The sequence below is a fragment of the Streptomyces sp. CGMCC 4.7035 genome (assembly GCF_031583065.1).
In the GTDB taxonomy this organism is placed as follows: Bacteria; Actinomycetota; Actinomycetes; order Streptomycetales; family Streptomycetaceae; genus Streptomyces; species Streptomyces yaanensis.
On the sequence record NZ_CP134053.1, the window covers coordinates 6,263,369 to 6,286,866 of the forward strand.

General features: G+C 71.1%; 22 protein-coding genes. 12 read left to right on the forward strand and 10 right to left on the reverse strand.

What is annotated here, in order from left to right; genetic code table 11:
* Positions 1–108 precede the first annotated feature (108 nt).
* Both Q2K21_RS27435 and Q2K21_RS27440 read right to left on the reverse strand, forming a co-directional pair.
* On the reverse strand, positions 109–732 hold the full coding sequence (locus Q2K21_RS27435) for a TetR/AcrR family transcriptional regulator (protein WP_310776093.1): 624 nt from the start codon (positions 730–732) through the stop codon (positions 109–111).
* 91 nt (positions 733–823) lie between these two features.
* Positions 824–2,416, reverse strand: a complete 1,593-nt coding sequence (locus Q2K21_RS27440) for an MFS transporter (protein WP_310776095.1) — start codon at positions 2,414–2,416, stop codon at positions 824–826.
* Between the two features lie 385 nt (positions 2,417–2,801).
* Here Q2K21_RS27440 and panB point away from each other — a divergent pair, with 385 nt between their 5' ends.
* The 3 genes from panB (at position 2,802) to Q2K21_RS27455 (ending at position 5,735) form a co-directional block, all read left to right on the forward strand.
* A complete protein-coding gene (panB, locus tag Q2K21_RS27445) occupies positions 2,802–3,689 on the forward strand; it encodes a 3-methyl-2-oxobutanoate hydroxymethyltransferase (protein WP_310776097.1) in 888 nt (295 codons plus the stop codon).
* 208 nt (positions 3,690–3,897) lie between these two features.
* Positions 3,898–4,923 carry an ATP-binding cassette domain-containing protein gene (locus tag Q2K21_RS27450; RefSeq protein ID WP_310776099.1) on the forward strand — a complete coding sequence of 342 codons (1,026 nt, stop codon included), beginning with the start codon at positions 3,898–3,900 and terminating at the stop codon, positions 4,921–4,923.
* Positions 4,920–5,735 (forward strand): ABC transporter permease, encoded by an 816-nt coding sequence (locus Q2K21_RS27455; protein ID WP_310776101.1) that lies wholly within the window; start codon positions 4,920–4,922, stop codon positions 5,733–5,735. Before Q2K21_RS27450 ends, Q2K21_RS27455 begins: the two co-directional genes overlap by 4 nt.
* Positions 5,736–5,799: 64 nt before the next feature.
* On the opposite strand, the gene Q2K21_RS27460 is transcribed toward Q2K21_RS27455, so the two are convergent.
* Positions 5,800–9,510: an AfsR/SARP family transcriptional regulator gene (locus tag Q2K21_RS27460; protein WP_310776103.1), complete on the reverse strand. Its 3,711-nt coding sequence runs from the start codon at positions 9,508–9,510 to the stop codon at positions 5,800–5,802.
* 35 nt (positions 9,511–9,545) lie between these two features.
* A complete protein-coding gene (locus Q2K21_RS27465) occupies positions 9,546–10,091 on the reverse strand; it encodes a Uma2 family endonuclease (RefSeq protein ID WP_310776105.1) in 546 nt (181 codons plus the stop codon).
* Positions 10,092–10,222: 131 nt separating this feature from the next.
* On the opposite strand from Q2K21_RS27465, the gene Q2K21_RS27470 reads away from it, so the two are divergent.
* Positions 10,223–11,020 (forward strand): site-2 protease family protein, encoded by a 798-nt coding sequence (locus tag Q2K21_RS27470; RefSeq protein WP_310776107.1) that lies wholly within the window; start codon positions 10,223–10,225, stop codon positions 11,018–11,020.
* Here Q2K21_RS27470 and Q2K21_RS27475 read toward each other — a convergent pair.
* Together Q2K21_RS27475 and npdG are read right to left on the reverse strand one after the other, a co-directional pair.
* On the reverse strand, positions 11,010–11,255 hold the full coding sequence (locus tag Q2K21_RS27475; RefSeq protein ID WP_310776109.1) for a hypothetical protein: 246 nt from the start codon (positions 11,253–11,255) through the stop codon (positions 11,010–11,012). The two genes, Q2K21_RS27470 and Q2K21_RS27475, sit on opposite strands and share 11 nt — an antisense overlap.
* A gap of 13 nt (positions 11,256–11,268) precedes the next feature.
* Positions 11,269–11,973, reverse strand: coding sequence for an NADPH-dependent F420 reductase (npdG, locus tag Q2K21_RS27480; protein WP_310776111.1), 705 nt, complete (start codon positions 11,971–11,973; stop codon positions 11,269–11,271).
* A gap of 165 nt (positions 11,974–12,138) precedes the next feature.
* Here npdG and Q2K21_RS27485 point away from each other — a divergent pair, with 165 nt between their 5' ends.
* Positions 12,139–12,741 carry a hypothetical protein gene (locus Q2K21_RS27485; RefSeq protein WP_310776113.1) on the forward strand — a complete coding sequence of 201 codons (603 nt, stop codon included), beginning with the start codon at positions 12,139–12,141 and terminating at the stop codon, positions 12,739–12,741.
* A gap of 173 nt (positions 12,742–12,914) precedes the next feature.
* Positions 12,915–14,180 (forward strand): MFS transporter, encoded by a 1,266-nt coding sequence (locus tag Q2K21_RS27490; protein WP_310781273.1) that lies wholly within the window; start codon positions 12,915–12,917, stop codon positions 14,178–14,180.
* Between the two features lie 107 nt (positions 14,181–14,287).
* On the opposite strand, the gene Q2K21_RS27495 is transcribed toward Q2K21_RS27490, so the two are convergent.
* Positions 14,288–14,518, reverse strand: coding sequence for a hypothetical protein (locus Q2K21_RS27495; protein WP_310776115.1), 231 nt, complete (start codon positions 14,516–14,518; stop codon positions 14,288–14,290).
* A 60-nt stretch (positions 14,519–14,578) separates the two neighbouring features.
* Between Q2K21_RS27495 and map the strand changes: the two genes are divergently transcribed.
* Together map and Q2K21_RS27505 are read left to right on the forward strand one after the other, a co-directional pair.
* A complete protein-coding gene (gene map / locus Q2K21_RS27500; protein ID WP_310776117.1) occupies positions 14,579–15,436 on the forward strand; it encodes a type I methionyl aminopeptidase in 858 nt (285 codons plus the stop codon).
* Between the two features lie 135 nt (positions 15,437–15,571).
* Positions 15,572–16,225 (forward strand): biliverdin-producing heme oxygenase, encoded by a 654-nt coding sequence (locus Q2K21_RS27505; RefSeq protein WP_310781275.1) that lies wholly within the window; start codon positions 15,572–15,574, stop codon positions 16,223–16,225.
* 5 nt (positions 16,226–16,230) lie between these two features.
* Here Q2K21_RS27505 and Q2K21_RS27510 read toward each other — a convergent pair whose 3' ends face one another.
* Entirely contained in the window at positions 16,231–16,875 is a 645-nt protein-coding gene (locus tag Q2K21_RS27510) for a PhzF family phenazine biosynthesis protein (protein WP_310776119.1), read from the reverse strand.
* Positions 16,876–17,153: 278 nt separating this feature from the next.
* On the opposite strand from Q2K21_RS27510, the gene efeO reads away from it, so the two are divergent.
* Genes efeO through Q2K21_RS27530 form a run of 4 tightly spaced genes read left to right on the forward strand, consistent with a single transcriptional unit; the run spans position 17,154 to position 21,438 of the window.
* Positions 17,154–18,302 carry an iron uptake system protein EfeO gene (gene efeO, locus Q2K21_RS27515; protein ID WP_310776121.1) on the forward strand — a complete coding sequence of 383 codons (1,149 nt, stop codon included), beginning with the start codon at positions 17,154–17,156 and terminating at the stop codon, positions 18,300–18,302.
* A gap of 12 nt (positions 18,303–18,314) precedes the next feature.
* The gene (gene efeB / locus Q2K21_RS27520; protein WP_310776123.1) at positions 18,315–19,601 is read left to right on the forward strand and encodes an iron uptake transporter deferrochelatase/peroxidase subunit; all 1,287 of its coding nucleotides are present in this window, start codon (positions 18,315–18,317) and stop codon (positions 19,599–19,601) included.
* A 3-nt stretch (positions 19,602–19,604) separates the two neighbouring features.
* A complete protein-coding gene (gene efeU, locus Q2K21_RS27525) occupies positions 19,605–20,480 on the forward strand; it encodes an iron uptake transporter permease EfeU (protein WP_310776125.1) in 876 nt (291 codons plus the stop codon).
* Positions 20,437–21,438, forward strand: a complete 1,002-nt coding sequence (locus Q2K21_RS27530) for an SCO2278 family lipoprotein (RefSeq protein WP_310776128.1) — start codon at positions 20,437–20,439, stop codon at positions 21,436–21,438. Before efeU ends, Q2K21_RS27530 begins: the two co-directional genes overlap by 44 nt.
* Before the next feature lie 21 nt (positions 21,439–21,459).
* On the opposite strand, the gene Q2K21_RS27535 is transcribed toward Q2K21_RS27530, so the two are convergent.
* Entirely contained in the window at positions 21,460–22,191 is a 732-nt protein-coding gene (locus tag Q2K21_RS27535) for a bifunctional DNA primase/polymerase (RefSeq protein WP_310776130.1), read from the reverse strand.
* A 292-nt stretch (positions 22,192–22,483) separates the two neighbouring features.
* Positions 22,484–23,473, reverse strand: a complete 990-nt coding sequence (locus Q2K21_RS27540; protein WP_310776132.1) for a small ribosomal subunit Rsm22 family protein — start codon at positions 23,471–23,473, stop codon at positions 22,484–22,486.
* Positions 23,474–23,498: the final 25 nt, after the last annotated feature.

Consider the following 23,498-nt stretch of genomic DNA (forward strand, 5'->3'; position numbering starts at 1 on the left):
TCCCGCCGTCCCGTGACGGCCGTACGGGGACGATGACGACGAAGGCGGCGTCCGGAGTTCCGAACGAGGGGACGGACGGGGTTTCTGTGACGAAACGCGCACACATCCCTAGGTGCTGACGGGCCGTAGCCCCGCGAGGACCGTGTCGACGATCCGCTCGGCGAGGCCCTCCTCGTCGAGCCGGGCGTCGGGGCGCAGCACGGAGCGTACGAGCATGGGGCCGACGAGGATGTCGTTCATCAGGTCGACGTCCACGTCCTGGCGCAGCTCGCCGTTCTTCTGCCCGCGGCGCAGGACTTCGATCCCGAGCCGGCGCCGGGGGGCGATCACGGTCGCGTGGTACGCGGCCCAGATCTTGGGGCTGCTCTTCATCTGGGCCTGCACGTTGCGCAGGATCGCCGAGGCGCGGCTGGCCAGACCGCGCTGCCGCAGCGACTCCAGGAGCACCACGAGGTCGTCGCGCATCGAGGTGCCGGGCAGTTCGGGGTCGTCGGGTTCGGCGGCGCACAGGACGTCGACGAAGAGGTCCTCCTTGTTGCTCCACCGGCGGTAGATGGTGGCCTTGCCCACGCCGGCGGTGCGGGCGATGCGCTCTATGGACAGGTCGGCGAGGGGCACGCCGTCCTCGATGAGCTTCATCACCCCTTCGATGATGGCCCGTTCGACGGCCTCGCTGCGGGGGCGTCCGCGCACGGGGTAGTCCTGCTGGGGCCGGCTCTCGGCGAGGCTCACGTTCGACTCTCCTTGCTGCGCTGGGATCATTCTCCCCGGCTGTACGCCCAACGGGCACCCGTCCCCCCGAGTGCCCGTTCCTGACGTACGGTCAGTGCTCGGCCGCCACCAGCTCCGTCTCCTCCGTGCCCTGCGGCGACGCGGGCGCCTTCCCGGGCAGGAACAGTGCCACCACGATCGCGCCGAGCACCGCCACTCCCGCCCCCCACAGGGCCGTGACGTGCATCGCGTGCAGGAACGCGTCGTTCGCCGGGGCGACGAGTGCCTTGCCGTTCGGGCCGAGCTTCGCGGCCACGCCGAGCGTCGCCTCGATCGACTCGCCCGCGGTGTGGCGGATCCCCGCCGGCAGGAGGGCGAGCTTGTCCTGGATGCCGTCGCGGTACGTCGTCGACAGGACCGAGCCGAGCACCGCGATGCCGAGCGCGCCGCCGACCTGGCGCATGGTGTTGCTGAGCGCGGACGCGGACCCCGCCTTCTCGCGGGGCAGCGCCTGCATGATGACCACGCTGGTCGGGGTCATGATGTGGGCCATGCCGGTACCCATGAGGAAGAAGACGACCTCCAGGATCCAGATCGGCGTGTCCGCCTCGAACCCGGCGAACGCGGCGAGCGTCGCGGCGATGACGACCAGGCCGGCCGTGGTCGTGGCCTTGTTGCCGAAGCGATCGACCAGCAGCCGGGCACGCGGCGCGAAGATCATCTGCGCGGCGGCCAGCGGCAGCATCAGCACACCGCTCTTCAGCGGCGAGTAGCCCCGGATGCTCTGGGTGTAGAAGACGGAGAAGAAGGTCACGCCCATCAGTGCGAAGAAGACCAGCGCGATCGCGGCGATGGCGGCGGAGAAGACCTTGTTCTTGAAGTACGTGACGTCGATGGACGGGTGGTCGCTGCGCTTCTCGAACACGACGAAGCCCGCGAGCACGACGAGACCGGCGGCGATGGTCGCGAGCACCTTGGCGTCGGTGAAGTCGGCCAGCTGGCCGCCCTTGATGATGCCGTAGACGAGCAGGACCAGGCCGACGACCGACAGGACGACGCCGACGGGGTCGAGGCGGCCGGGGTTGGGGTCGCGGGAGTCGGGGACCAGCCAGAGCATCAGGGCCAGCGCGAGGATCACGATCGGCACGTTGATCAGGAAGACGGAGCCCCACCAAAAGTGGTCCAGGAGCACGCCACCGGTGATCGGCCCTATGGCGATGGCGAGGCCGACGCCGCCGGCCCAGATGCCGATGGCCTTGGGCTGCTCGTCCCGCTCGAAGACGTTCATGAGGACGGCGAGCGTCGCGGGCATCACGAAGGCCGCGCCGAGGCCCATGACCGCCCGGAACACGATGAGCTGCGCGGGTGAACCCGACTCGGCGGCGAGTGCCGACCCGGCACCGAACACGGCGAGACCGGCCAGCAGAGTCTTTTTGCGGCCCAGGCGGTCGCCGAGGAGGCCCGCGGTGAACAGCAGCCCGGCGAAGACCAGGGTGTAGGCGTTGATGGCCCACTCCAGCTCGCTCTGGGTGGCGCCCAGGCCCGTCGGCGCCGGGGTCGAGATGGTCTTGATCGCGACGTTCAGGATCGAGTTGTCGAGCACCACGATCAGCAGGCTGAGCATCAGCACGCCGAGAATGGCCCACCGACGCCGGTGCACGGCCTCGGGCACCCGCCGTTCGACTGGGGCAGCAGGAGTTGTCATGGGACGAGACTAGGTGAATTCCGATACGGAACGGTCTCGTATCGGAATTCTTTACGGAGGCCTTAACAACGGACCTAGGACCAACGGACCTAGGACTTCGGGTTCTCGGGTTCTCGGGTTCTCGGGTTCTCGGGTCCTCGGGTCCTCGGGTCCTCGGGTCCTCGGGTCCTCGGGTCCTCGGGTCCTCGGGTCCTCGGGTCCTCGGGTCCTCGGGTCCTCGGGTCCTCGGGTCCTCGGGTCCGAGCATGCCGTACGGAACGGCCGGAACCCGGCGGTGACCCGCGGCGCCTCCCCCGCACTAGCCGCGCGTGGCACGAGGTGCCACCATGGGGGTGATCCGGGGACGCCGTCAGGGCGCCTCGAGATGACCGAAGGAGCCGTTGCGATGACGCAGCTTCCGGCTGCCCAGGGGCAGCCCGCTCAGGGTGTGCTCAAGCCCTCCGACAGCAGCAAGGCGCTGTACGGCGGAAAGAGCACCCGCCGCATCACCGTGCGCGACATCACCGCCGCCAAGGAGCGGGGCGAGAAGTGGCCCATGCTCACCGCGTACGACGCGATGACCGCATCCGTGTTCGATGAGGCCGGCATCCCGGTCATGCTCGTCGGCGACTCGGCGGGCAACTGCCACCTCGGGTACGAGACGACCGTGCCCGTCACGCTCGACGAGATGACCATGCTGTCCGCCGCCGTCGTACGGGGCACCAAGCGCGCCCTGATCGTCGGCGACCTTCCCTTCGGCTCGTACCAGGAGGGCCCGGTGCAGGCGCTGCGCTCGGCCACCCGCCTGGTCAAGGAGGCCGGGGTCGGTGCGGTGAAGCTGGAGGGCGGCGAGCGCTCGCACGGCCAGATCGAGCTGCTGGTGGAGTCCGGCATCCCGGTCATGGCCCACATCGGCCTGACCCCGCAGTCCGTGAACACCATGGGCTACCGCGTGCAGGGCCGCGGCGACGAGGCGGCGCACCAGCTGCTGCGCGACGCCAAGGCGGTGCAGGACGCGGGCGCGTTCGCGGTCGTCCTGGAACTCGTTCCCGCGGAGCTGGCGGCCGAGGTGACACGGGTGCTGCACATCCCGACGGTCGGCATCGGAGCCGGGCCGGAGACGGACGCGCAGGTGCTTGTGTGGACCGACATGATGGGGCTGACCGGCGGCCGTGTGCCGAAGTTCGTGAAGAAGTACGCGGACCTGCGTCAGGTCATGGGCGACGCGGCGAGGGCTTTCGCCGAGGACGTAGTGGGCGGGACGTTCCCGTTGGAGGAGCACTCGGTGCACTGAGCGTCTGCCGGGTGCGGTAGTCGACATACTGCGGGCCGCGTGTGGCTGGTCGCGCAGTTCCTCGCGCCCCTTACGGGGCGCGCAGCAGCCCGCCGATCTTCCCCCGTCGGCGGGCTGCTTGCTGTCTGTCGGCGATCTGTAGGCGGCCGTCCACAGCTGTCGGCGATCTGTCGGTGGTTTGTCGGTGGCGGCTGACAGCTTGGTCGGCATGACGCGAATCGACAACAACCCCAGCGACGCCGCCCCGGACGCGGCCGTCACCGTACGGGGGCTGGTCAAGCACTACGGCGGGACCAAGGCGCTGGACGGCGTCGACCTCGACGTGCGGGAGGGCACCGTCCTCGGCGTGCTCGGGCCGAACGGCGCCGGCAAGACCACCCTGGTCCGCTGCCTGTCCACCCTCATCACCCCGGACGCCGGCCACGCCGTGGTCGCCGGCTACGACGTCGTACGACAGCCCCGCCAGACCCGCCGCGTGATCGGCCTCACCGGCCAGTACGCCTCGGTCGACGAGAAGCTCTCCGGCTTCGAGAACCTTTACATGATCGGCCGGCTCCTCGACCTGCCTCGCAAGGAGGCCCGGGCCCGGGCCGACGGGCTCCTGGAGCGGTTCTCGCTCACGGAGGCGGCCAAGCGCCCGGCGGCCACGTACTCCGGCGGTATGCGGCGGCGCCTGGACCTCGCCGCGTCGCTGATCGGACACCCGGCCGTCCTCTATCTGGACGAGCCCACCACCGGCCTGGACCCGCGCACGCGGAACGAGGTGTGGACCGAGGTCAAGCGGATGGTCACCGAGGGCGCCACCGTGCTGCTGACCACCCAGTACATGGAGGAGGCCGAGCAACTGGCCTCCGAACTGACCGTCATCGACCGCGGCAAGGTCATCGCGGGCGGCCGCATCGACGAGCTGAAGGCGAAGGTCGGCGGCCGTACGCTGCGCATCCGCCCGGCCGACCCGCTGGAGCTGCGCCCGATGGCCACGGCGCTCGACGAGTTCGGGCTCACCGGTCCCGGCAACGCGACCGTGGACACCGACACCGGCACCGTCCTCGTGCCGATCCTCAGCGACGAGCAGCTGACCGCGGTGGTCGGCGCGCTCACCGCCCGCGGCATCACGCTCGCCGGCATCGCCACCGAACTGCCCAGCCTGGACGAGGTGTTCCTGTCCCTCACCGGCCACAAGGCCGGTCCCGCGCAGGACGCGTCCGCCGCCCGCGAGGAGGTCGCCGCATGAGTGCCACCACTGTCAGCTCCACCCTTGTTCCCACGGAAGGCCGCATCGGACTGCGCGGCAACCTGCGCCACATCGGCGCGCTGATCCGCCGCAATCTGCTGTGGATCCGCCAGGACCCGGAGTCGATGTTCGACGCGGTCCTGTTCCCGGTCGTCTTCTGCCTGCTGTTCGTGTTCGTCTTCGGCGGCGCGATCGCGGGCACCGACAACCGGCACGCGTACGTCAACTACGTGGTCCCCGGCCTGATGGCGATGATGGGCATGAACATCGCGCAGGGTGTCGGCACCGGATTCAACGAGGACTTCCACAAGGGCGTGATGGACCGCTTCCGGTCCCTGCCGATCAGCCGCTCCTCCGTGTTGATCGCCAAGATCACAGTGGAGATCGGACGGATGCTCGTCGCCACGGCGATCCTGCTCGCGGTGGGCTTCATGCTCGGCCTGTCCGTGTCGAACGTACCCGGCCTGTTCGCGGCCATCGGCCTGTCGGTCGTCTTCGGGTTCGGGGTCATGTGGATCTTCCTGACCCTGGGCGTGGTGATGAAGTCCGCCCAGTCCGTCCAAGCGATGGGGTTCCTCGTGCTGATGCCGTTGCAGTTCGGTTCGTCGATCTTCGCCCCGACCAAGACCATGCCGGGCTGGCTCCAGGCCTTCACGGACTACAACCCGCTGTCGTCGCTGGCGGACGCCGCCCGGGGCCTGATGAACGGGGGCCCGATCGCGCACGACGTGCTGCTGACCCTCGCCTGGTCGGCCGTCCTCACGCTGGTCATGGCGCCGATCGCCATCCGCAAGTTCAGCAACAAGACCTGACGCACGTTCAGCGACAAGACCTGACGCCCGGCACAGCCACAGCCACAGCCACAGCCGGTCCGCGTCACACGAGGGCGGCGGCCTCCTCCAGGGAGAGGCCGTCGCCCTCCGCGTACGCCGCCTCGTATGCCGCGTCGCCCAGGACCGCCCGGGCGCCCGCCTCCGCCGTGGCGCGGGCCTCGCGCTCCGACGGGGACCGGAAGTGGGCGGGCGGCAGCAGATGGTCGGCGGCGGCCAGACACCTGGCCGCGTCCCGGACACGGGATCCGCCGTCCAGGCCGGTGAGCGCGAGCGCCGCGGTGGTCAGGTGCATGGACCCCAGGTGCGGCGCGATCAACGAGGTCAGCTGGTCAGAGGCCTGGGCGAGGGACCTCCGCAGCTTGTCCAGGGCCTCCTCGTACCGCTCCTCGAGCACGTCCAGCCAGGCCTCCACGCCGAGCACCAAGCCGTCGAAGACCACGAAGGAGACGGCCGCGAAGTCCGTGCGCAGCAGGGCGATCTGCTCGCGCGCCTCGGCCACACGGTTCGTGCGGCTGAGCAGCATCGCCAGGACGAGCCGGGCGACCGGCATGGCGTCGGTCACCGAGCTGTGGCCCTCGTCGAGCACCTCGCGCAGCAGCCGCTCTCCCTTCTCCTCCTGCCTCGCGTCGATGAGGACGCTGCCGAGGCGGGCACTGAGTACGGCCATCTGGGAACGGGCACCGAGCTGTTCGGCGTACTCCCGCGCGGCCTCGTAGTCGGCGGCGGCGAGGAGGTATTCACCGCGGCGCTCGCGGGACTCGCCGCGGGCGGACAGGGCCTCGGCCGCACCCCAGGTGTCTCCCATCCCGCGGAAGATCTCCAGCGCCTCGTCCGCGTCCCGGGTCGCGTCCCCCGCCCAGTGGGCGCGGTTGGCGAGGACGTTGGCGCGCATCTGGAGGGCCTGGGCCAGATCCCAGGTGTAGCCGAGTTCGCGGCAGGTGCTGACGCATTCGTCGATGACGGCGCGCACACGGTCCAGGTCGACGGTGAGCAGGACGGCGAAGAACCATATGGAGCCCGGCCAGCGGCTGGCCTGCGGCTGGCCGGGGCGGTAGGTCTCGCTGATGACGCGCAGCTTCTCCTTCGCCTCCGGCGTGTCCCATGCCTGAATATCCATGTCCATGCAGGCCATATGGATGAGATGGGCGCCACGGCGGGCCTCGTCGAGGAGCTCCGGAGGCATCGGCGGCGGATTGTCGGTGCAGCGTTCCAGGAGGTCGGGCGCGGGCCGCGTGGGCGGTGCGAAGGGGTCGGGGCCGAGGGCCGTGACGGCGGCGGACCAGGTGCGGGCCTCGGCGCGCAGGTCGCGCATCTGCCAGTACCAGCACAGCGAGAGCAGCAGGCAGAGCGCCTCCTGCTCGTCGCGGACGGCCACGGCCCGGCGCAGGGCGGTGCGCAGGTTCTCGTACTCCACCTCGAAGCGCTCGACCGCGGCACGCTGACCCGACGAGCGCAGCAACGGGTCGGTGGTACGGGCGAGTTCGCGGTAGTACGTGAGGTGGGCGCGCTCGGTCTCGGGCCGCTCGCCGGATTCGTCGAGCCGTTCGCCCGCGTACTCGGCGACGGTTTCCAGGAGCCGGTAGCGCATCTCGCCGTCGCCCGAAGGGGCGGCCACCACCAGGGACTTGTCGACGAGCGAGCCGAGTGCCTCCAGCGCGGCGGGGCCGCACACGGCCTCGGCCGCGGTGAGGTCGCAGCCGCCGGAGAACACGGACAGCCGGCGCAGCACCGCGCGTTCGTCCGTGTCGAGCAGGTCCCAGGACCAGTCGACGACGGCCCGCAGGGTCTGCTGCCGGGGCAGCACGGTGCGGCTGCCGGAGGTGAGCAGCCGGAAGCGGTCGTCGAGCCGGTCCGCGATCTGGCGCGGCGACAGCATCCGCAGCCGGGCCGCGGCCAGTTCGATGGCGAGCGGCAGTCCGTCGAGGCGGCGGCAGATCTCCGCGGCGGCCTCGGGGTCGTCCTCGATACGGAAGCCGGGCCGGGCGGCGGCGCCGCGGTCGGCGAACAGCTTCAGCGCGTACGGCTGCGGCAGCGGCTCGACCGGGCGCAGCAACTCCCCGGGTACGCCGAGGGGTTCGCGGCTGGTGGCCAGGACCGTCAGCTCGGGGCAGCGCTCGAGGAGGTGCTCGACGAGCCGGGCGGCGGCCTCCACGACGTGTTCGCAGTTGTCGAGGACGATCAGCATACGGCGCCGCGCGCAGTGTTCCGCGAGCCGGACGAGGGGGTCGTCGTGCCAGTCGGAGACGGCGCGCATCTCCTCGGCGCCGGCGCCGCGCAGGACGGTCTCGCGCGCCCCGACGGCGGTGAGCACGGCCTCGGGCACGGCTTCCGGGTCGTCGACGGGCGCCAGTTCGGCCAGCCACACCCCGTCCCGTGCCGTCTGCGCCACGGCCTCGGCGGCCTCCTGCGACAGCCGCGTCTTGCCGGCGCCGCCGGGGCCGAGGAGGGTGACGAGCCGGGCGGCGGCGAGATCACCGCGGATGGCGTCGATGTCGGCGCCCCGCCCGACGAAGGAGGTCAGGCGGGCCCGGAGGTTTCCGGGGGGTGGTGGGGCGAGGGGGGTCCCCTCGGTCAAAGGCGTCCGCTGCCAGGCCGGAACGGCCCAGGCCGCAGGCGTCTCGACACCCCTGTTCCCCGGCCCGACCTCGCGGCCGACCACCCGAGCCCCGGTGTCCCGCCCGGCGCCGGGGCCGGGAGCACCGGCGTTCCACGCGGCGGCGTCGGAGCCAGCAGCACCCGCATCCCGCCCGGCGGTATCGGCACCCGCATCCCACCCGGCGCCCGAGCCAGGAGCACCGCCACGCCACCCGGCAGCATCAGCGCCCACAGCATCCGCATCCCGCACAGCACGGCCGGAGCCCGCAGCACCCCCATCCCGCCCGGCGGTATCGGCACCCGCAGCACCCGGACCCCGCACGGCGCCGGAACCAACAGCACCGCCTTGCCACCCGGCACGGCCGGAACCGGCAGCACCCGCATCCCGCGCGGTCCTGCCCGTGCCGTTCGCCCGCGCCCGGGGCCCCTCCCCCGGTCGCAGCAACTCCCCGTGCAGTGCCCGCAGTTCCGGACCCGGGTCCGAGCCGAGACGGTCCGCGAGCAGTTGTCGTACCTCCTCGTACGCGGCCAGTGCCTCCGCCGGGCGGCCCGCGTCGCGCAGGGCGCGCAGGCGCAGGACCTGGAGGGGCTCGTCCAGGGGGTGGAGGTCGCACAGGGCGGTCAGCTCGGGCAGGTGCTGCTCGCCGTGGCCGAGGGCGAGGGCCGCGGTGAGCCGGGCGCGCCGCGCGTCGAGGCGGCGGGACTCCCAGCGAGCCGCCTCGGCGGTGCGGTCGGGAAGGTCGGCGAGGGCGGGACCGTGCCACAGGGCGAGGGCGTCGTCGAGGACGAGCGCCGCCTTGGCGGCGTCGCCGTCGGCCAGTGCGCGCAGGCCCTCGCCGGCCAGCCGGTCGAAGTGGTGCAGGTCGACGTCGTCCGGCGCCGCGGCCAGTCGGTAGCCGCCGTCCGTGGACTGCACCGCGGCCGGACCGAGCGTCCGGCGCAGCCGCCCGACCAGCGCCTGTAGCGCGCCGGTGGCGTCGGCGGGCGGGCCGCCGTCCCACACCTCGTCGACGAGGAGGGCGGCGGGTACGGCCCGCCCGGCCCGCAGGGCGAGCACGGTCAGCAGGGCACGCAGCCGGGCCCCGCCGACCGGGACGGACGTGCCGTCGGAGCGGAGTGCCTGGGTGGTGCCGAGAATGCGGTAGCGCACGGGGGTCATTGTCTCCAGAGACGACCGGGCACCGCTTCCGGGTTTCAGACGCGCATGAACTGGGAGGAGTCGAGCACGAGGGTCTGGTCGGCCACGGGGATCTGGATGTCCTTGCCGAACGGGCCGGACTGGGTGCACTGATAGGTGCCGTTCTCCGGCTGGGTCAGGAGCTGCCAGGAGGCTGAGAGGACGTCGACGATGAGGTAGGCCGGGATGCCGCGCATGGCGTAGTGCTCCGGTTTGGTGCTGTAGTCGCGGTTCTTGCTCTCCGGAGAAACGACCTCGACCACGAATGGCAGCAAGCCCTCGTCGAACTCGCTGCTTCCGGAGTCCCACTGGTCCTCCGGGAGGACGGAGACGTCGGGTTCGGGTTTGTAGCCTTCACGTGCAGGCAGGATCTTGAACTCGCCGATCGGCATCCAACCCGGCATCCGCGCTTCGATCTGGTTCGCGATCCGCCGCTGAGTCGTGAGATGCGCCTGCGTGACAGGTACCACCGTGAGTCCGTTCCTTGTCAGGCGGAGCCGCAGCCGCCTGGGCAACTGAATGGCCTCGAGCGCATCTGCCACCCACTCATCGGTAATGGTCACGACACCTCCCTGGTTCAGTCGATTCCAGCCTACCGACTACCAGGAACCCGCACCGGTCCGCAGGACGTTCCACTCCCATCACCGGTACGGTCGACCCCGCCGCACCCGACACGCCACCAGGAGCCCTCCCTATGACGACCGCCACCACCAGCCGCAGCGACCGGCGGATCAGTCCCGTCTTCCTGGGGATCCTGGCCGTCACGACGGTCACCGGCTGGGCCACCTGGACCGGCTTCGCCGAGCAGCCCGGCGTGGCCGTGTTCCTGTTCGTGACGGCCGCGTGGATCGTCTCGCTGTGTCTGCACGAGTACGCGCACGCGCGCACCGCCCTGCACAGCGGCGACATCTCGGTCGGCGCGAAGGGCTACCTCACGCTCAATCCTCTGAAGTACACGCACGCGCTGCTGAGCATCGTCCTGCCGGTGATCTTCGTGATCATGGGCGGGATCGGTCTGCCGGGCGGCGCGGTCTTCATCGAGCGGGGCCGGATCCGGGGCCGCTGGCGGCACAGCCTGATCTCGGCGGCGGGCCCGCTGACCAACGTCCTGTTCGCGGCCGTGTGCACGGCACCGTTCTGGCTGCACGCGCTGGACGGGGTGCCGTACGAGTTCCAGTACGCCCTGGCGTTCCTCGCCATGCTCCAGGTCACCGCGGCGATCCTGAACTTCCTGCCGGTGCCCGGTCTGGACGGCTACGGGGTGATCGAGCCCTGGCTGTCGTACAACGTGAAGCGCCAGGTGGAGCCGTTCGCCCCGTTCGGTCTGCTGTTCGTGTTCGCGCTGCTGTGGATCCCGTCGGTGAACCGCGAGTTCTTCCAGGCGATCGACTCGGTGCTGAACGCGCTGGGGATCGACACGGTCGCGGTCGACTGCGGTCAGTGGCTGTACCGCTTCTGGGAGGGCACCCCCGAACTCTGCGTCAGCCGGTGACCGAGGTGCCCCGGTCGCGGTCGCGGCCTCGGCGGGCGTAGTACCACGTCATGTTGGACGACAGACCCGCGAGCAGCACCCAGACGATCCCCAGCCAGCTGCCCTGGACGAAGGAGACGACGGCCGCGGCGACGGCGAGGACGCAGACGGTGAGGGCGTACAGGGCGAGGCGGGGCATGAGGGTCGGCTCCTGACGGACGGACGGCGTGGTCGTACGGCATCCAGTGTCCCCCATGCCCGCAGACCCACTAGACGTCGGTCACCCGGAGCCCGGCGTGCGCCTTGTAGCGCCGGTTCACGGAGATCAGGTTCGCCACGAGGGACTCGACCTGGTGCGCGTTGCGCAGCCGCCCCGAGAAGATGCCGCGCATACCGGGGATGCGCCCGGCCAGCGCCTGCACGATCTCGACGTCGGCGCGCTCCTCGCCGAGGACCATGACATCGGTGTCGATCTGGTCGACCTCCGGGTCCTGGAGCAGCACGGCGGACAGATGGTGGAAGGCGGCGGTGACCCGTGAGTCCGGCAGCAGCGCGGCGGCCTGCTCGGCGGCGCTGCCCTCCTCCGGCTTGAGCGCGTAGGCGCCCTTCTTGTCGAAGCCGAGCGGGTTGACGCAGTCGACGACGAGCTTGCCGGCCAGTTCCTCGCGCAGGGTCTCCAGGGTCTTGCCGTGGCCCTCCCACGGCACGGCGACGATCACGATGTCGCTGCGCCGGGACGCCTCGGCGTTGTCGGCGCCCTCGACGCCGTGTCCGATCTCCTCGGCGGCGGCCTGTGCGCGCTCCGCGGCACGCGAGCCGATGATCACCTTCTGGCCGGCCCGGGCGAGCCGGTAGGCGAGGCCCTTGCCCTGCGGCCCGGTGCCGCCGAGCACGCCGACGACGAGCCCGGCGACGTCGGGGAGGTCCCAGGGGTCCTTCGCGGGGGCCTTGGGTGCACTGTCGGTAGAGGTCATGCGGCCGACTCTACGTGCGCCCCGGCCCCGCACGCCGGTCAGGTGAGCGCCGGATGCGGTTCGAGTGGCCCATGGGGTCGCGGCTTTCTTGTCGGAATCATCGGAATCATCGGAATCGGATGAACTCCGGGTCATGAGTAATCCGTTGCGGCAGGATGTTTTGGCATGGACGCCGTACGGGTCGCGTTGCTGCGGGAAGTGCTCGCCGGGACCGAGTGGCTGGGAGCCACGCGGCGGTTCGCCGGGGCGTTGCGGGGATCCGTGGTGCCGTACGGGGGCGGGCTGCTGCTCGTGGGCACGGCGGAGTACGAGCCGTGGCATCTGGCGGCACACCTGGTCGACGAGGCGGCGTGGTCGGGCACGCCGGAGCTGTCGCCGACGCTGGTGCGGCACGGGGCGCGGGCCTCGGATCCGGCGCACCTGGCCGTGGGGCTCGGACGGCTGTCGGCCGCGCGGCGCGGGGAGACGCTCCTGGTGGTGTCGCCCGCCGCACCGGGAGCCGGGCTCCTGGAACGGGTCCACGACGCGCGGCGGGCAGGGGCGACGGTGCTGGCGCTGGAGGCCGGAGACCGCGATCTGACGGCCATGGCGCACGAGTCGCTGACGGTCCCGGCGGACACGGACCTCGACCTGGACACGGTGCAGCACCTGGTGAGCGCGGCGGCCGGGGAGAACGCGGTGCCCGTGCCACGGGGGCGCCGACGGCTGCGGGACCGGTTGTCACGCCTGGCGGATCAGCTGACGTCGCCGCCGCCGACGCGGTGGTAGGCCCGGGAAAACCAGTTGATCGGGGCGCCGGGGTCCGCTGAGCATGGCCCGTCGTGACAGATGAACCCCCTGCCTCCCCCGTGTCAGCACCCGCACCGGCCGCGAAGCCCGAGGACCAACCGTCCCCCGACACCGGAGCCCCTGAAGCCCTTGCTTCCCCTCGTGGCTCCCGGTTGCGCGCCCTGCTCCCCGACCTCGCGCCCTGGCACGCTTCGGCGGACTTCCGCCGGCTCTGGCTGGCCGGGGTGATCACCAACTTCGGCACCTTCCTCACCTTCGTCGCGGTTCCGGTGCAGCTGAAGGACCTCACCGGCTCGGCGGCGGCCGTGGGCGCGGTCGGCGCCGTGGAGCTCATACCGCTGATCGTGTTCGGTCTGTACGGCGGCGCGCTCGCGGACGCGTACGACAAGCGGAAGCTGATCCTCTTCACCGAGGCCGGGCAGGGCCTGCTGTCCGCCGTGCTCCTGCTGAACGCGCTGCTGCCCGAGCCCGCGATCTGGCCCCTGTACGCCGTGGCGGCCCTCTCCACCGCCCTCGGCGCACTCCAGCGACCCGCCCTCGACTCCCTCGTCCCGCGGATCGTGGCGCACGAGCACCTCCCGGCCGCCGCCTCGCTCAACTCGCTGCGCTGGACGGTCGGCGGGGTCGCGGGCCCGGCGCTGGCGGGTGTGGTCGTCGCCTATGCCGGGCTCGGCGCGGCGTACGGCGCGGACGTCGTGACTTTCGTGGTGTCGGTGGCGCTGGGCTTCGGGCTCGCCGCGTCGCCCGCGTCGCACGAGGCCGCGAAGCCGTCGCTGCGGTCGATCGTGGAGGGCGCGCGGTACGCGTGGAGCCGTAAGGAACTCCTGGGTACGTACGTCATCGACCTCGCCGCGATGTTCTTCGCGATGCCGCTGGCGCTGCTGCCGTTCCTCGCGGACGAGATGCACGCCGAGTGGTCGCTGGGGCTGATGTACGCGAGCATTCCCGCGGGGGCGCTGATCGTGTCGCTGACGAGCGGGTGGACGTCACGGATCCACCGGCACGGGCTGCTGGTGGTCCTCGCGGCGGCCGCCTGGGGGCTGGCGATCGCGGCGGCGGGCGTCGTGGGGAACGTGTGGCTGGTCCTGCTCTTCCTCACGCTCGGGGGCGCATTCGACATGGTCAGCGGGATCTTCCGGAGCGCGATGTGGAACCAGACGATCCCGGATGAGCTGCGCGGCCGCCTGGCCGGCATCGAGCTGCTGTCGTACGCGGTCGGCCCGACGGTGGGCCAGGCCCGGTCGGGCGCCATGGCGGCGTGGACGAGCGTCCGCACGTCGGTCTGGTCGGGCGGCCTGCTGTGCGCGGGGGCGGTGGGGCTGCTGGCCCTGTGCCTGCCGGGTCTGATGCGGTATGACGCCCGTACGAACGAGCACGCTGTACGGCTACGGGCGGCACGCGAGGCCGTGGTGGGCTGAGCGGCCCGAAGCGCCCACCCGCCCGGAAGGGCGGGTGGGCGGGGAATCCTCGCCGCGCGGCGGCGGAGACGGCGCGCCCGGGGGACGGTGCCCCGTAAGCCCAGGGTTCAGTCGTCGTCCCGCTCCCCCGCAGAGGCGTCGTGCCACCGCGGATCCGTCTCCCACTCCAGGTTCCGCTCGCGTGCGATCTCCATCGCGTGCTCCGCCTCCCCGCGGGACGCGTACGGCCCGAAGCGGTCCTTCGCGGGACACTCGGGGCCCTCCTCGACCTTCTGGTGGACGAGGCAGTAGTACCACTCCCCCGGCTTCCCGACCGTCCGCTTCTTGAACAGCGCCATCGCAGGAGCTCCTTTCACCAGGGCCATGGTCCCCCACACCCGCTGGATAGACTCGCTGGCATGTCTGGCCAGTCGCTGCTCGTACCAGGAGAGCTGTCTCCCACCCGTTCCGTACCCGGAAACATCCGCCGCCCCGAGTACGTCGGCAAACCCATGCCGGCCCCGTACACCGGCCCCGAGGTACAGACTCCCGAAACCGTCGAGGCGATGCGGATCGCCGGGCGGATCGCGGCGCAGGCGATGGAAGAGGCGGCGAAGATCATCGCGCCCGGCGTCACCACGGACGAGCTGGACCGGGTCGCGCACGAGTACATGTGCGACCACGGCGCCTATCCGTCGACGCTGGGCTACCGCGGCTTCCCCAAGTCGCTGTGCACCTCGCTCAACGAGGTCATCTGCCACGGCATCCCGGACTCCACGGTCCTGCGCGACGGCGACATCATCAACCTGGACGTGACGGCGTACATCGGCGGCGTCCACGGTGACAACAACGCCACGTACCTCGTCGGCGACGTGGACGACGAGTCCCGGCTGCTCGTCGAGCGCACCCGCGAGTCCCTCAACCGCGCCATCAAGGCCGTCAAGCCCGGCCGTCAGGTCAACATCATCGGGCGGGTCATCGAGTCGTACGCCAAGCGGTTCGGGTACGGGGTCGTGCGGGACTTCACCGGGCACGGGATCAACTCGTCGTTCCACTCCGGGCTGATCATCCCGCACTACGACAGCCCGCATGCGACCACCGTGATGCAGCCCGGCATGACCTTCACCATCGAGCCCATGCTCACGCTCGGCACGCACGAGTACGACATGTGGGACGACGGCTGGACCGTGGTCACCAAGGACCGCAAGCGCACCGCCCAGTTCGAGCACACGCTGGTCGTGACGGACACGGGCGCGGAGATCCTGACCCTGCCCTAGTCCCCGTCTCCGCGCACACCCGAGAGCCCGCTCTGTCCACAGAGCGGGCTCTTTCGTGTGGGTTTGCCCGGGGCCGGGTAAGGTTTTACCGACAGAGTGTCGGGAAATGCTGGAGGTGCCATGACCACGCCGGACATGTCCCGCACGGCGTTCTCGACGCTCCTGCGCACCGCGTCGCAGGCACAGCACCGGGAGGCGAACGGCTCGGCGTTCATCACCGACCTGCTCGGCGGCGGGCTCGGCGTCGACGCGTACGCGCGCTACGCCGAGCAGTTGTGGTTCGTGTACGAGGCCCTGGAGACGGGTGCCGGGCGGCTGGCCGCCGACCCGGTGGCCGGTCCGTTCGTACGGCGGGAGCTGTTCCGGCTGCCCGGACTGGAGCGGGACCTCGCGCATCTGCGCGGTCCCGGCTGGCGGGCGGACCTCAGGGCCCTGCCCGCGACACGGACCTACGCGGCCCGCGTGCGGGAGTGCGCCGAGCGATGGCCCGCCGGGTACGTCGCCCACCACTACACCCGTTACCTGGGCGACCTCGCCGGCGGCCAGATCATCCGCGACACGGCGGAGAGGACATGGGGGTTCACCCGGAAGGGTGACGGGGTGCGGTTCTATGTGTTCGACGCCATCCCCAACCCGGCGGCGTTCAGGAGGACGTACCGCGCGCTCCTGGACGACATCCGGGTGGACGACATGGAGAAGCAGCGGGTCGTCGCCGAGTGCAGGCGGGCGTACGCGCTGAACACGGCGGTCCTGCGGGCCCTGGGCGAGGAGTTCCCGCTGAGCGCCTGAGGGGGTCAGCGCTCCAGGACCACCCGTCCTCCGACCTCCACCCACCCCTCCGGTTGCGGTGCCGTGAGGATCTGTGAGCCGGTGCCCTGGACGATGTTCAGCGCGCGGCCCAGCCGGGCCGTCAGCAGCAGGGCCGCCGCACCCGTCGCCTCGTCCTCGTCGATGCCGTCGCCACGGCCGGGGAAGGCGCGGGCGCGAATACGGCCCGCGGGCTCGTCCTCCCAGGCCCAGGCGTAGATCCACTCGCCGGGCGGGGGGACGGTCAGGTCGTCCACCTCCGCGGCCGTCGCGTACTGCCGCAGCGTGCGCGGTGGCGCCCATTCCGGGCGGGCCTCGATCCAGCTGAACTCGCCGTCCTGACGCGCGCCCACCACACCGGCGGGCGTGACGAGTTCGGGCACGTCGAGCAGCCAGGTCACCCCCACACAGGGGTGCCCGGCGAACGGCAGCCGCAGCGTGGGGGTGTAGATGTCGATGACGCCGCGCTCGGGGTCGTCGACGAACACGGTCTCACTGAAGCCGAGCTTCGCGGCGAGTTCCTGCCTCTCGCTCTGTTCGGGGACCAGCGAACCGTTGCGGATGACGCCCAGTTCGTTGCCGTATCCGCCCCTGGGCCCGCAGAAGACGCGCAGCACGTCGTAGTCAGTCACGCGGGCATTCAAACATCACCCGGACGCGAGGACGTCGGCGTCCCGGCAGACCTCGCCCGCCCACCACCCTCTCCCCCCACTTGACCCTCCCTTGACCATTTATTGGGGTCTGTTTTGAGCCGTCGTGATCAAGCCGTTTCTGTGATCTTTCTGTGGGAGCTGAATCAGGACCCGGGTGGGTACGGGTGAGGTAAGCCTGGGTTAAGTTAGGGCAGCCTCACCACACCGCGCGGGCTCCTCCGTGCGGTGTGTCCTTACGTCCGTTCCTTGGAGCATGCATGCGAGCCGTCCGACTCTCCGTCGTCACTGCCGCCGCCGCGGCGGCTCTCACCGTCGTCACCGGGTGCACGGAGAAGAGCGCAGCGGAGGACTCCGACCACCTGATCCGGGTCAGCGCGACCGACTCGAAGTGTGAGGTGTCGAAGAAGGAGTTCCCGGCCGGGCACATCGAGCTGTCGGTCGAGAACAAGGGCTCCAAGGTGACCGAGGTCTACCTGCTCTTCCCGGACGACCGGATCGTCGCCGAGCGCGAGAACATCGGCCCCGGCACCAAGCAGACCGTCACCGCCGAGGTGAAGGCCGGTGACTACCGGATCGCGTGCAAGCCCGGCATGAAGGGCAAGGGCATACGCCAGGACGTCAAGGCCACCGGCGGCAGTGCCGCCAAGCGCGACCCGCGCCTGGACGAGGCCGTGGCCGCCTACCGCGAGTACGCGCAGGCGCAGGCCGACGAGACGCTGCCCAAGGTCAAGGTGTTCACCGACGCGGTCAAGGCCGGTGACCTCCAGGCCGCGCAGAAGGCGTACGCCCCCTCGCGCATCGGCTGGGAGCGCACCGAGCCGGTCGCCGAGTCCTTCGGCGACATCGACCCCAAGGTCGACGTCCGTGAGGACGGTCTGGAGGACGGCCAGGACCCGGCCACGGACTGGACCGGCTGGCACCGCCTGGAGAAGGCCCTCTGGCAGGACAAGAAGATCGGCGACCGTGAGAAGCAGCTCGCCGACCAGCTGGTGAAGGACCTGACCGACTGGCAGAGCCGGGTCGGCAAGGCCGAGATCACCCCGACCTCCATGGCCAACGGCGCCAAGGAGCTGCTGGACGAGGTCGCCACCGGCAAGGTCACCGGCGAGGAGGAGCGCTACTCGCACACCGACCTGGTCGACTTCAAGGCCAACGTCGAGGGCGCGCAGAAGTCGTACGAGCTGCTGAAGCCGGTCGCCAAGGACAACGACGCGGCGCTGGTCACCGAGCTCGACAAGCAGTTCGCGGCGCTGAACACGCTCCTGGACAAGTACCGCCCGAACCCGGCCTCGTACGACTTCACCTCGTACGACAAGGTCGGCAAGGCCGACCGCAAGGAGCTCTCGGACGCGGTCAACGCGCTCGCGGAGCCGCTGTCCAAGCTCGCCGCCGCCGCGGTGAAGTAGGGGGTCACGAACATGACGGACACGACCACGGACACGACTTCCACGGAGACCACCTCCTCGGCCCCTTCCCGCCGCGCACTGATCGGCTGGGGTGGTGCGGGCCTCGCGCTCGGCGCCGCCGCGGCCGGTGGCGCGGTGGCCATGACCCGTACGGGCGACGACGTGGCACCGGCCGGGGCCGCCCTCGGCACCGCCGTCGAGTTCCACGGCGCGCACCAGGCCGGCATCGCCACGCCGGTGCAGGACCGGCTGCACTTCGCCGCGTTCGACGTGAAGACCGACGACCGCGCCGAGTTCGTGCAGATGCTCAAGGACTGGACGGCGGCCGCACGGCGGATGACCGCGGGTCAGACGGTCGGCGAGGGCGCGTACGGCGGGCTCGCCGAGGCGCCGCCGGACGACACCGGTGAGGCCCTCGGCCTCAAGCCGTCGCGGCTGACGCTGACGATCGGCTTCGGGCCGTCGTTCTTCGAGAAGTTCGGCCTGGCGGACAAGCGTCCCGAGGCGCTGGTCGACCTGCCCAAGTTCCCCGGCGACAACCTCGACAAGACCCGCACCGGCGGCGACCTGTGCATCCAGGCCTGCGCGGACGACCCGCAGGTCGCCGTGCACGCGATCCGCAACCTGGCTCGCATCGGCTTCGGCAAGGTCGCCATCCGCTGGTCCCAGCTCGGCTTCGGCAAGACCTCGTCCACGACCCCCGACGCCCAGACCCCGCGCAACCTCATGGGGTTCAAGGACGGCACCCGCAACATCGCGGGCACCGAGACGGACCGGCTGAAGAAGTTCGTGTGGGTCGGCGACGGCGACGGCGACAAGGGCTCGGCCTGGATGGCCGGCGGCTCGTATCTCGTCGCCCGGCGTATCCGCATGAACATCGAGACCTGGGACCGTACCTCGCTCCAGGAGCAGGAGGACGTCTTCGGCCGCGACAAGGGCGAGGGCGCCCCGGTCGGCAAGGCTAAGGAGCACGACGAGCCGTTCCTGAAGGCGATGAAGCCCGACGCGCACGTCCGGCTCGCGCACCCCGACTCCAACAACGGGATCACGATCCTGCGCCGGGGCTACTCCTTCACCGACGGCACCGACGGCCTCGGCCGTCTGGACGCGGGCCTGTTCTTCCTGGCCTACATGCGTGACGTGCGCAAGGGGTTCATCCCGCTGCAGCGCAAGCTGTCGGCGTCCGACGCGCTCAACGAGTACATCCAGCACGTGGGTTCGGCGATCTTCGCGGTCCCGCCCGGCGTCCGTGACAAGGACGACTGGTGGGGCCGGACGCTGTTCTCCAAGGAGGCGTAGCCCGTGTTCTCCAACTACCTGATCGGCCTGCGTGAAGGACTCGAAGCCAGTCTCGTCGTCTGCATCCTGATCGCCTATCTGGTCAAGACCGGCCGCCGGGACGCCCTGAAGCCGATCTGGATCGGCATCGGCATCGCGGTCGCCATCGCGCTGGGCTTCGGCTGCGTCCTCGAATTCGGCTCCCAGGAACTGACGTTCAAGGCGCAGGAGGCGCTCGGCGGCTCCCTGTCGATCCTCGCGGTCGGCCTGGTGACCTGGATGGTCTTCTGGATGCGGCGCACGGCCCGGCATCTGAAGTCGGAACTGCACGGCAAGCTGGACGCGGCCCTGCGGATGGGCACGGGCGCGCTGGTCGCCACCGCGTTCCTGGCCGTCGGCCGGGAGGGCCTGGAGACCGCGCTGTTCGTGTGGACGTCGGTGCACGCGGCGAGCGACGGCACCCCGCGTCCGCTGGTCGGTGCCGCCCTCGGCCTGGCCACAGCCGTCTTCCTGGGCTGGCTGTTCTACCGCGGCGCGCTGAAGATCAACCTCGCCAAGTTCTTCACCTGGACCGGCGGGATGCTGGTCGTCGTCGCGGCGGGCGTGCTCGCGTACGGCATCCACGACCTCCAGGAGGCCGACTGGGTCCCGGGCCTGGCGAAGCTGGCCTTCGACATCAGTGACACCATCCCGCCGGACAGCTGGTACGGCACTCTCCTCAAGGGCGTCTTCAACTTCCAGCCCGACCCGACAGTTCTTCAGGTCACGGTGTGGGCTCTGTACCTGGTCCCGACGCTCGCCGTCTTCCTCGCCCCGGTAGGGTTCGCCTCCGGGAAGGGGAAGGTGAAGGTCACTGATGAGCAGGGATCGCGGGGATCGCAGCCCTCGAACGCTTCGTAGTCCGGTCCGGTTCGTCCCGGCGACGATGGCCGTGGCGGCTCTGTCCGTCACGGCGAGCGGCTGTGTGGTGGTGCACGGCGAACGGGAAGTCGTACCCACGGCGACACGCGCCGAAGCCGCCCGCGCGCTGAAGGACTTCACCGCCGCGTACAACGAGGCGGACAAGGCGTACGACCGGTCCCTGGACGCCGACCGGGTCACCGGCGCGCTCGCCGACATCGACGGCGGCAAGCTCGAAGCGGGCCACAAGAACAACCCGGGCGGCAACGCCGGTCACGTCCCGCTGAAGCTGACCGACGCCAAGTTCACGATCCCCGCGAAGGCCGGCTGGCCGCGCTGGTTCGTCGCCGACACCCGCGCCAACAAGGGCAACGCGAACAGCCATTGGCTGCTCGTCTTCACCCGCTCCGACGCGAGCAAGGTCTGGGCGGTGTCGTATCTGACGATCCTCGCGGCCGGTGACATACCGACGTTCAAGACGGACAAGGACGGCTGGGCGGAGCCCGTCACCGCGGACGACGCGACGCTCGCGGTCAAGCCGCGCAGGCTCGGCCGGGAGTACGTGACGTACCTGAAGTCCGGCGGGGACACGTTCGCGCCCGGCACGCACACCTCGCAGTGGCGGGCGACGCGGGAGAAGAACGCGAGGAAACCGGGTCTCGCCCAGCAGTACATCGACGAACCGCTCACCAACGGCGACTACGCGCCGGTGGGGCTGCGCACCTCGGACGGCGGCGCGTTGGTCTTCTTCGCCACGCACCACTACCGGAAGCAGACGGCCGCACAGGGCGTCAACATGAACGTCACCGACGCGAGCATCAAGGCGCTGCTGACCGGCGAGGCCAAGCAGTCCCTGACGCTGGAGTTCGTCGCCGACCAGGCGGTACTGGACCCGCCGAAGGGCCAGGTCAAGTTCCTTAGCCGGTTGGAGGGGCTGACGGGGGCGAAGGGGGAGTAGCCGCTGTGGGCAAGCCGGGGTTCAGCCCTGGTGGGGCCACGCGGCGAGTTCGTTCTCGCTCCCCGCGTGCCGCGCACATGCGTCGGTCAACACCTCGAGCAGGCTCAACGGATCCGGCAGCGCGTGCTCCGGCCCCCGCACCCACTCGACCGTCAGGTCACCCGGCAACTGCGCGGGCGGTACGAGCACGTACGACCCCCGGCAGTGCCAGCGCAGCCCGGGGTGCTCGTCCATCGTCTCCGGGTGGCAGTCCAGCTCGCACGGCCACCACTCGTCCTCGTCCTCGGGCGTACCGCGGGTCAGCGTGAAGAACAGCATGCGCCCGTCGCCGGTCGAGGCGACCGGCCCCACCTCGACGCCGGAGTCGAGGAGCCGCCGCAGGGCCTCCTCGCCGGCCTCGCGGGGGACGTCCAGCACGTCGTGCACCATCCCGGTCGCGGTGATGAAGTTCGCCTGCGGCTGGTGCCGGGCCCAGCGCTCGATCTGCGCCTTGTCCGTGGTGGACTGCGTCTGCCAGGCGAAGGAGAGCGGATGCCGGGCGGGCGTGGGACAGCCCACGCGGTCGCAGGAACACCGGTAACCGGCGGGGTGCGCGGCGGGCGCGAGCGGCAGCCCGGCGGCGGCGGCAGCCAGCAGCATCGCCTCACGGCCGCCGTCGCCGGCGTCCTCCTTGAGACGGGCGGGACGGCGTCCACGCAGCCACTGGGAGATCCTGCCCTGCCCGCCCGTGCGGCGGCCGAACTCTGCGCTCATCTATCCCCTCGCCTCGCTGCTGTGGTGCGGACAGCATGCCTTATGGTCCCACCATCCTGCGCCTCGGGTGACCAGGGCCCCGCAACCGGGGTGGGTCGGGCAATGCCCACCGCGAACCCGGATCGAGGGCTATTGCGGGATTTCATGCGATTCGCCGGGCCGGGACAGGGACAGGACAGGACAGGGACAGGGGCAGGGGCAGGGACAGGGACAGGGACAGGGGCAGGGGCAGGGGCAGGGGCAGGAAAGGGACAGGGGACGCACCCCGGTGAGCTCTCGGCCTGCCGTCTGCTCAGGCCTGGGGCGGCGGCCAGGCGTCGCCCCAGTCCGCGTCGCGGGCCGCCTTGTAGAGCGGCCCGTGCCGCTTGGTCACCGTGTCGCGGCGCAGGGACTCGTCGGGGCCGCACAGGTCGAGGAGGACCTGACCCTTGCGGATCTGCGGCTTGCGGACGACCCGGGAGGGCGCCGGCACGACCGGGAATCGGGTGGCGGCGACGTAGCTGAACTTCTCGTCCTCGTACGCGAGGGAGCCGCCCTTGACCTGCCGGTGCAGCGAGGAACGGCTGACCCGGGCCGAGAAGTGGCACCAGTCCTCGCCGGGGACGATGGGGCATGCCGCGCTGTGCGGGCAGGGGGCGGCGACGCGGAAGCCGGCGGCGATCAGGCGGTCGCGGGCCTCGATGACGCGGGCGTAGCCGTCCGGGGTGCCGGGTTCGACGATCACGACGGCCTGGGCCGCTGCGGCCGCGGCGTCGACTACGGCGAGGCGATCGGCCTCGGTCAGCTCACCGAGGACGTACGAGACCGTCACCAGATCACTGCTCTCGATGGTGAGCGCCGATCCGATACGAGAGCGGCGCCACTCGGCGGCCTTCAGCACCGGGTTGGCGGCGGCGATCTCCCGGCCCAGGGCGAGCGCGGGCTCGGCCCAGTCGAGCACGGTGACCTGACGCTCCCCGTCCCAGGTCGCGCTCACGGCCCAGGTCGCCGCGCCGGTCCCGCCGCCGACGTCCACATGGCTGGCCGGGGCCCACCCGGGCGCGGCGTCCGCGAACGCGTCGAGCGCCGCGCACACCGCCGCGAACGTCGCGGGCATCCGGTACGCGGCATACGCGACCACGTCCGAACGGTCCCGGAGCACGGGCGCGTCGGTCGGGGTCCGTCCCCGGTAGTTCGCGATCAGCCGGTCCACGGCCTGCGCGGCCTGCCTGGGCGGAAGCCCGTCGAGCAGCGCGGCGAGGGCGGCGCGGAGGGTGTCGGCTGGGAAGACGGGGGCGTTCACGTGCCCGATTCTATGGGCCGGGGGG

Bases quoted from the DNA above. Each gene is read 5' to 3' on its own strand.
- Q2K21_RS27440 (WP_310776095.1), bottom strand. From the start codon at position 2,416: ATGACAACTCCTGCTGCCCCAGTCGAACGGCGGGTGCCCGAGGCCGTG.
- panB (WP_310776097.1), top strand. From the start codon at position 2,802: ATGACGCAGCTTCCGGCTGCCCAGGGGCAGCCCGCTCAGGGTGTGCTC.
- Q2K21_RS27450 (WP_310776099.1), top strand. From the start codon at position 3,898: ATGACGCGAATCGACAACAACCCCAGCGACGCCGCCCCGGACGCGGCC.
- Q2K21_RS27455 (WP_310776101.1), top strand. From the start codon at position 4,920: ATGAGTGCCACCACTGTCAGCTCCACCCTTGTTCCCACGGAAGGCCGC.
- Q2K21_RS27460 (WP_310776103.1), bottom strand. From the start codon at position 9,510: ATGACCCCCGTGCGCTACCGCATTCTCGGCACCACCCAGGCACTCCGC.
- Q2K21_RS27470 (WP_310776107.1), top strand. From the start codon at position 10,223: ATGACGACCGCCACCACCAGCCGCAGCGACCGGCGGATCAGTCCCGTC.
- Q2K21_RS27475 (WP_310776109.1), bottom strand. From the start codon at position 11,255: ATGGGGGACACTGGATGCCGTACGACCACGCCGTCCGTCCGTCAGGAG.
- npdG (WP_310776111.1), bottom strand. From the start codon at position 11,973: ATGACCTCTACCGACAGTGCACCCAAGGCCCCCGCGAAGGACCCCTGG.
- Q2K21_RS27485 (WP_310776113.1), top strand. From the start codon at position 12,139: ATGGACGCCGTACGGGTCGCGTTGCTGCGGGAAGTGCTCGCCGGGACC.
- Q2K21_RS27495 (WP_310776115.1), bottom strand. From the start codon at position 14,518: ATGGCGCTGTTCAAGAAGCGGACGGTCGGGAAGCCGGGGGAGTGGTAC.
- map (WP_310776117.1), top strand. From the start codon at position 14,579: ATGTCTGGCCAGTCGCTGCTCGTACCAGGAGAGCTGTCTCCCACCCGT.
- Q2K21_RS27505 (WP_310781275.1), top strand. From the start codon at position 15,572: ATGTCCCGCACGGCGTTCTCGACGCTCCTGCGCACCGCGTCGCAGGCA.
- efeO (WP_310776121.1), top strand. From the start codon at position 17,154: ATGCGAGCCGTCCGACTCTCCGTCGTCACTGCCGCCGCCGCGGCGGCT.
- efeB (WP_310776123.1), top strand. From the start codon at position 18,315: ATGACGGACACGACCACGGACACGACTTCCACGGAGACCACCTCCTCG.
- Q2K21_RS27530 (WP_310776128.1), top strand. From the start codon at position 20,437: ATGAGCAGGGATCGCGGGGATCGCAGCCCTCGAACGCTTCGTAGTCCG.
- Q2K21_RS27535 (WP_310776130.1), bottom strand. From the start codon at position 22,191: ATGAGCGCAGAGTTCGGCCGCCGCACGGGCGGGCAGGGCAGGATCTCC.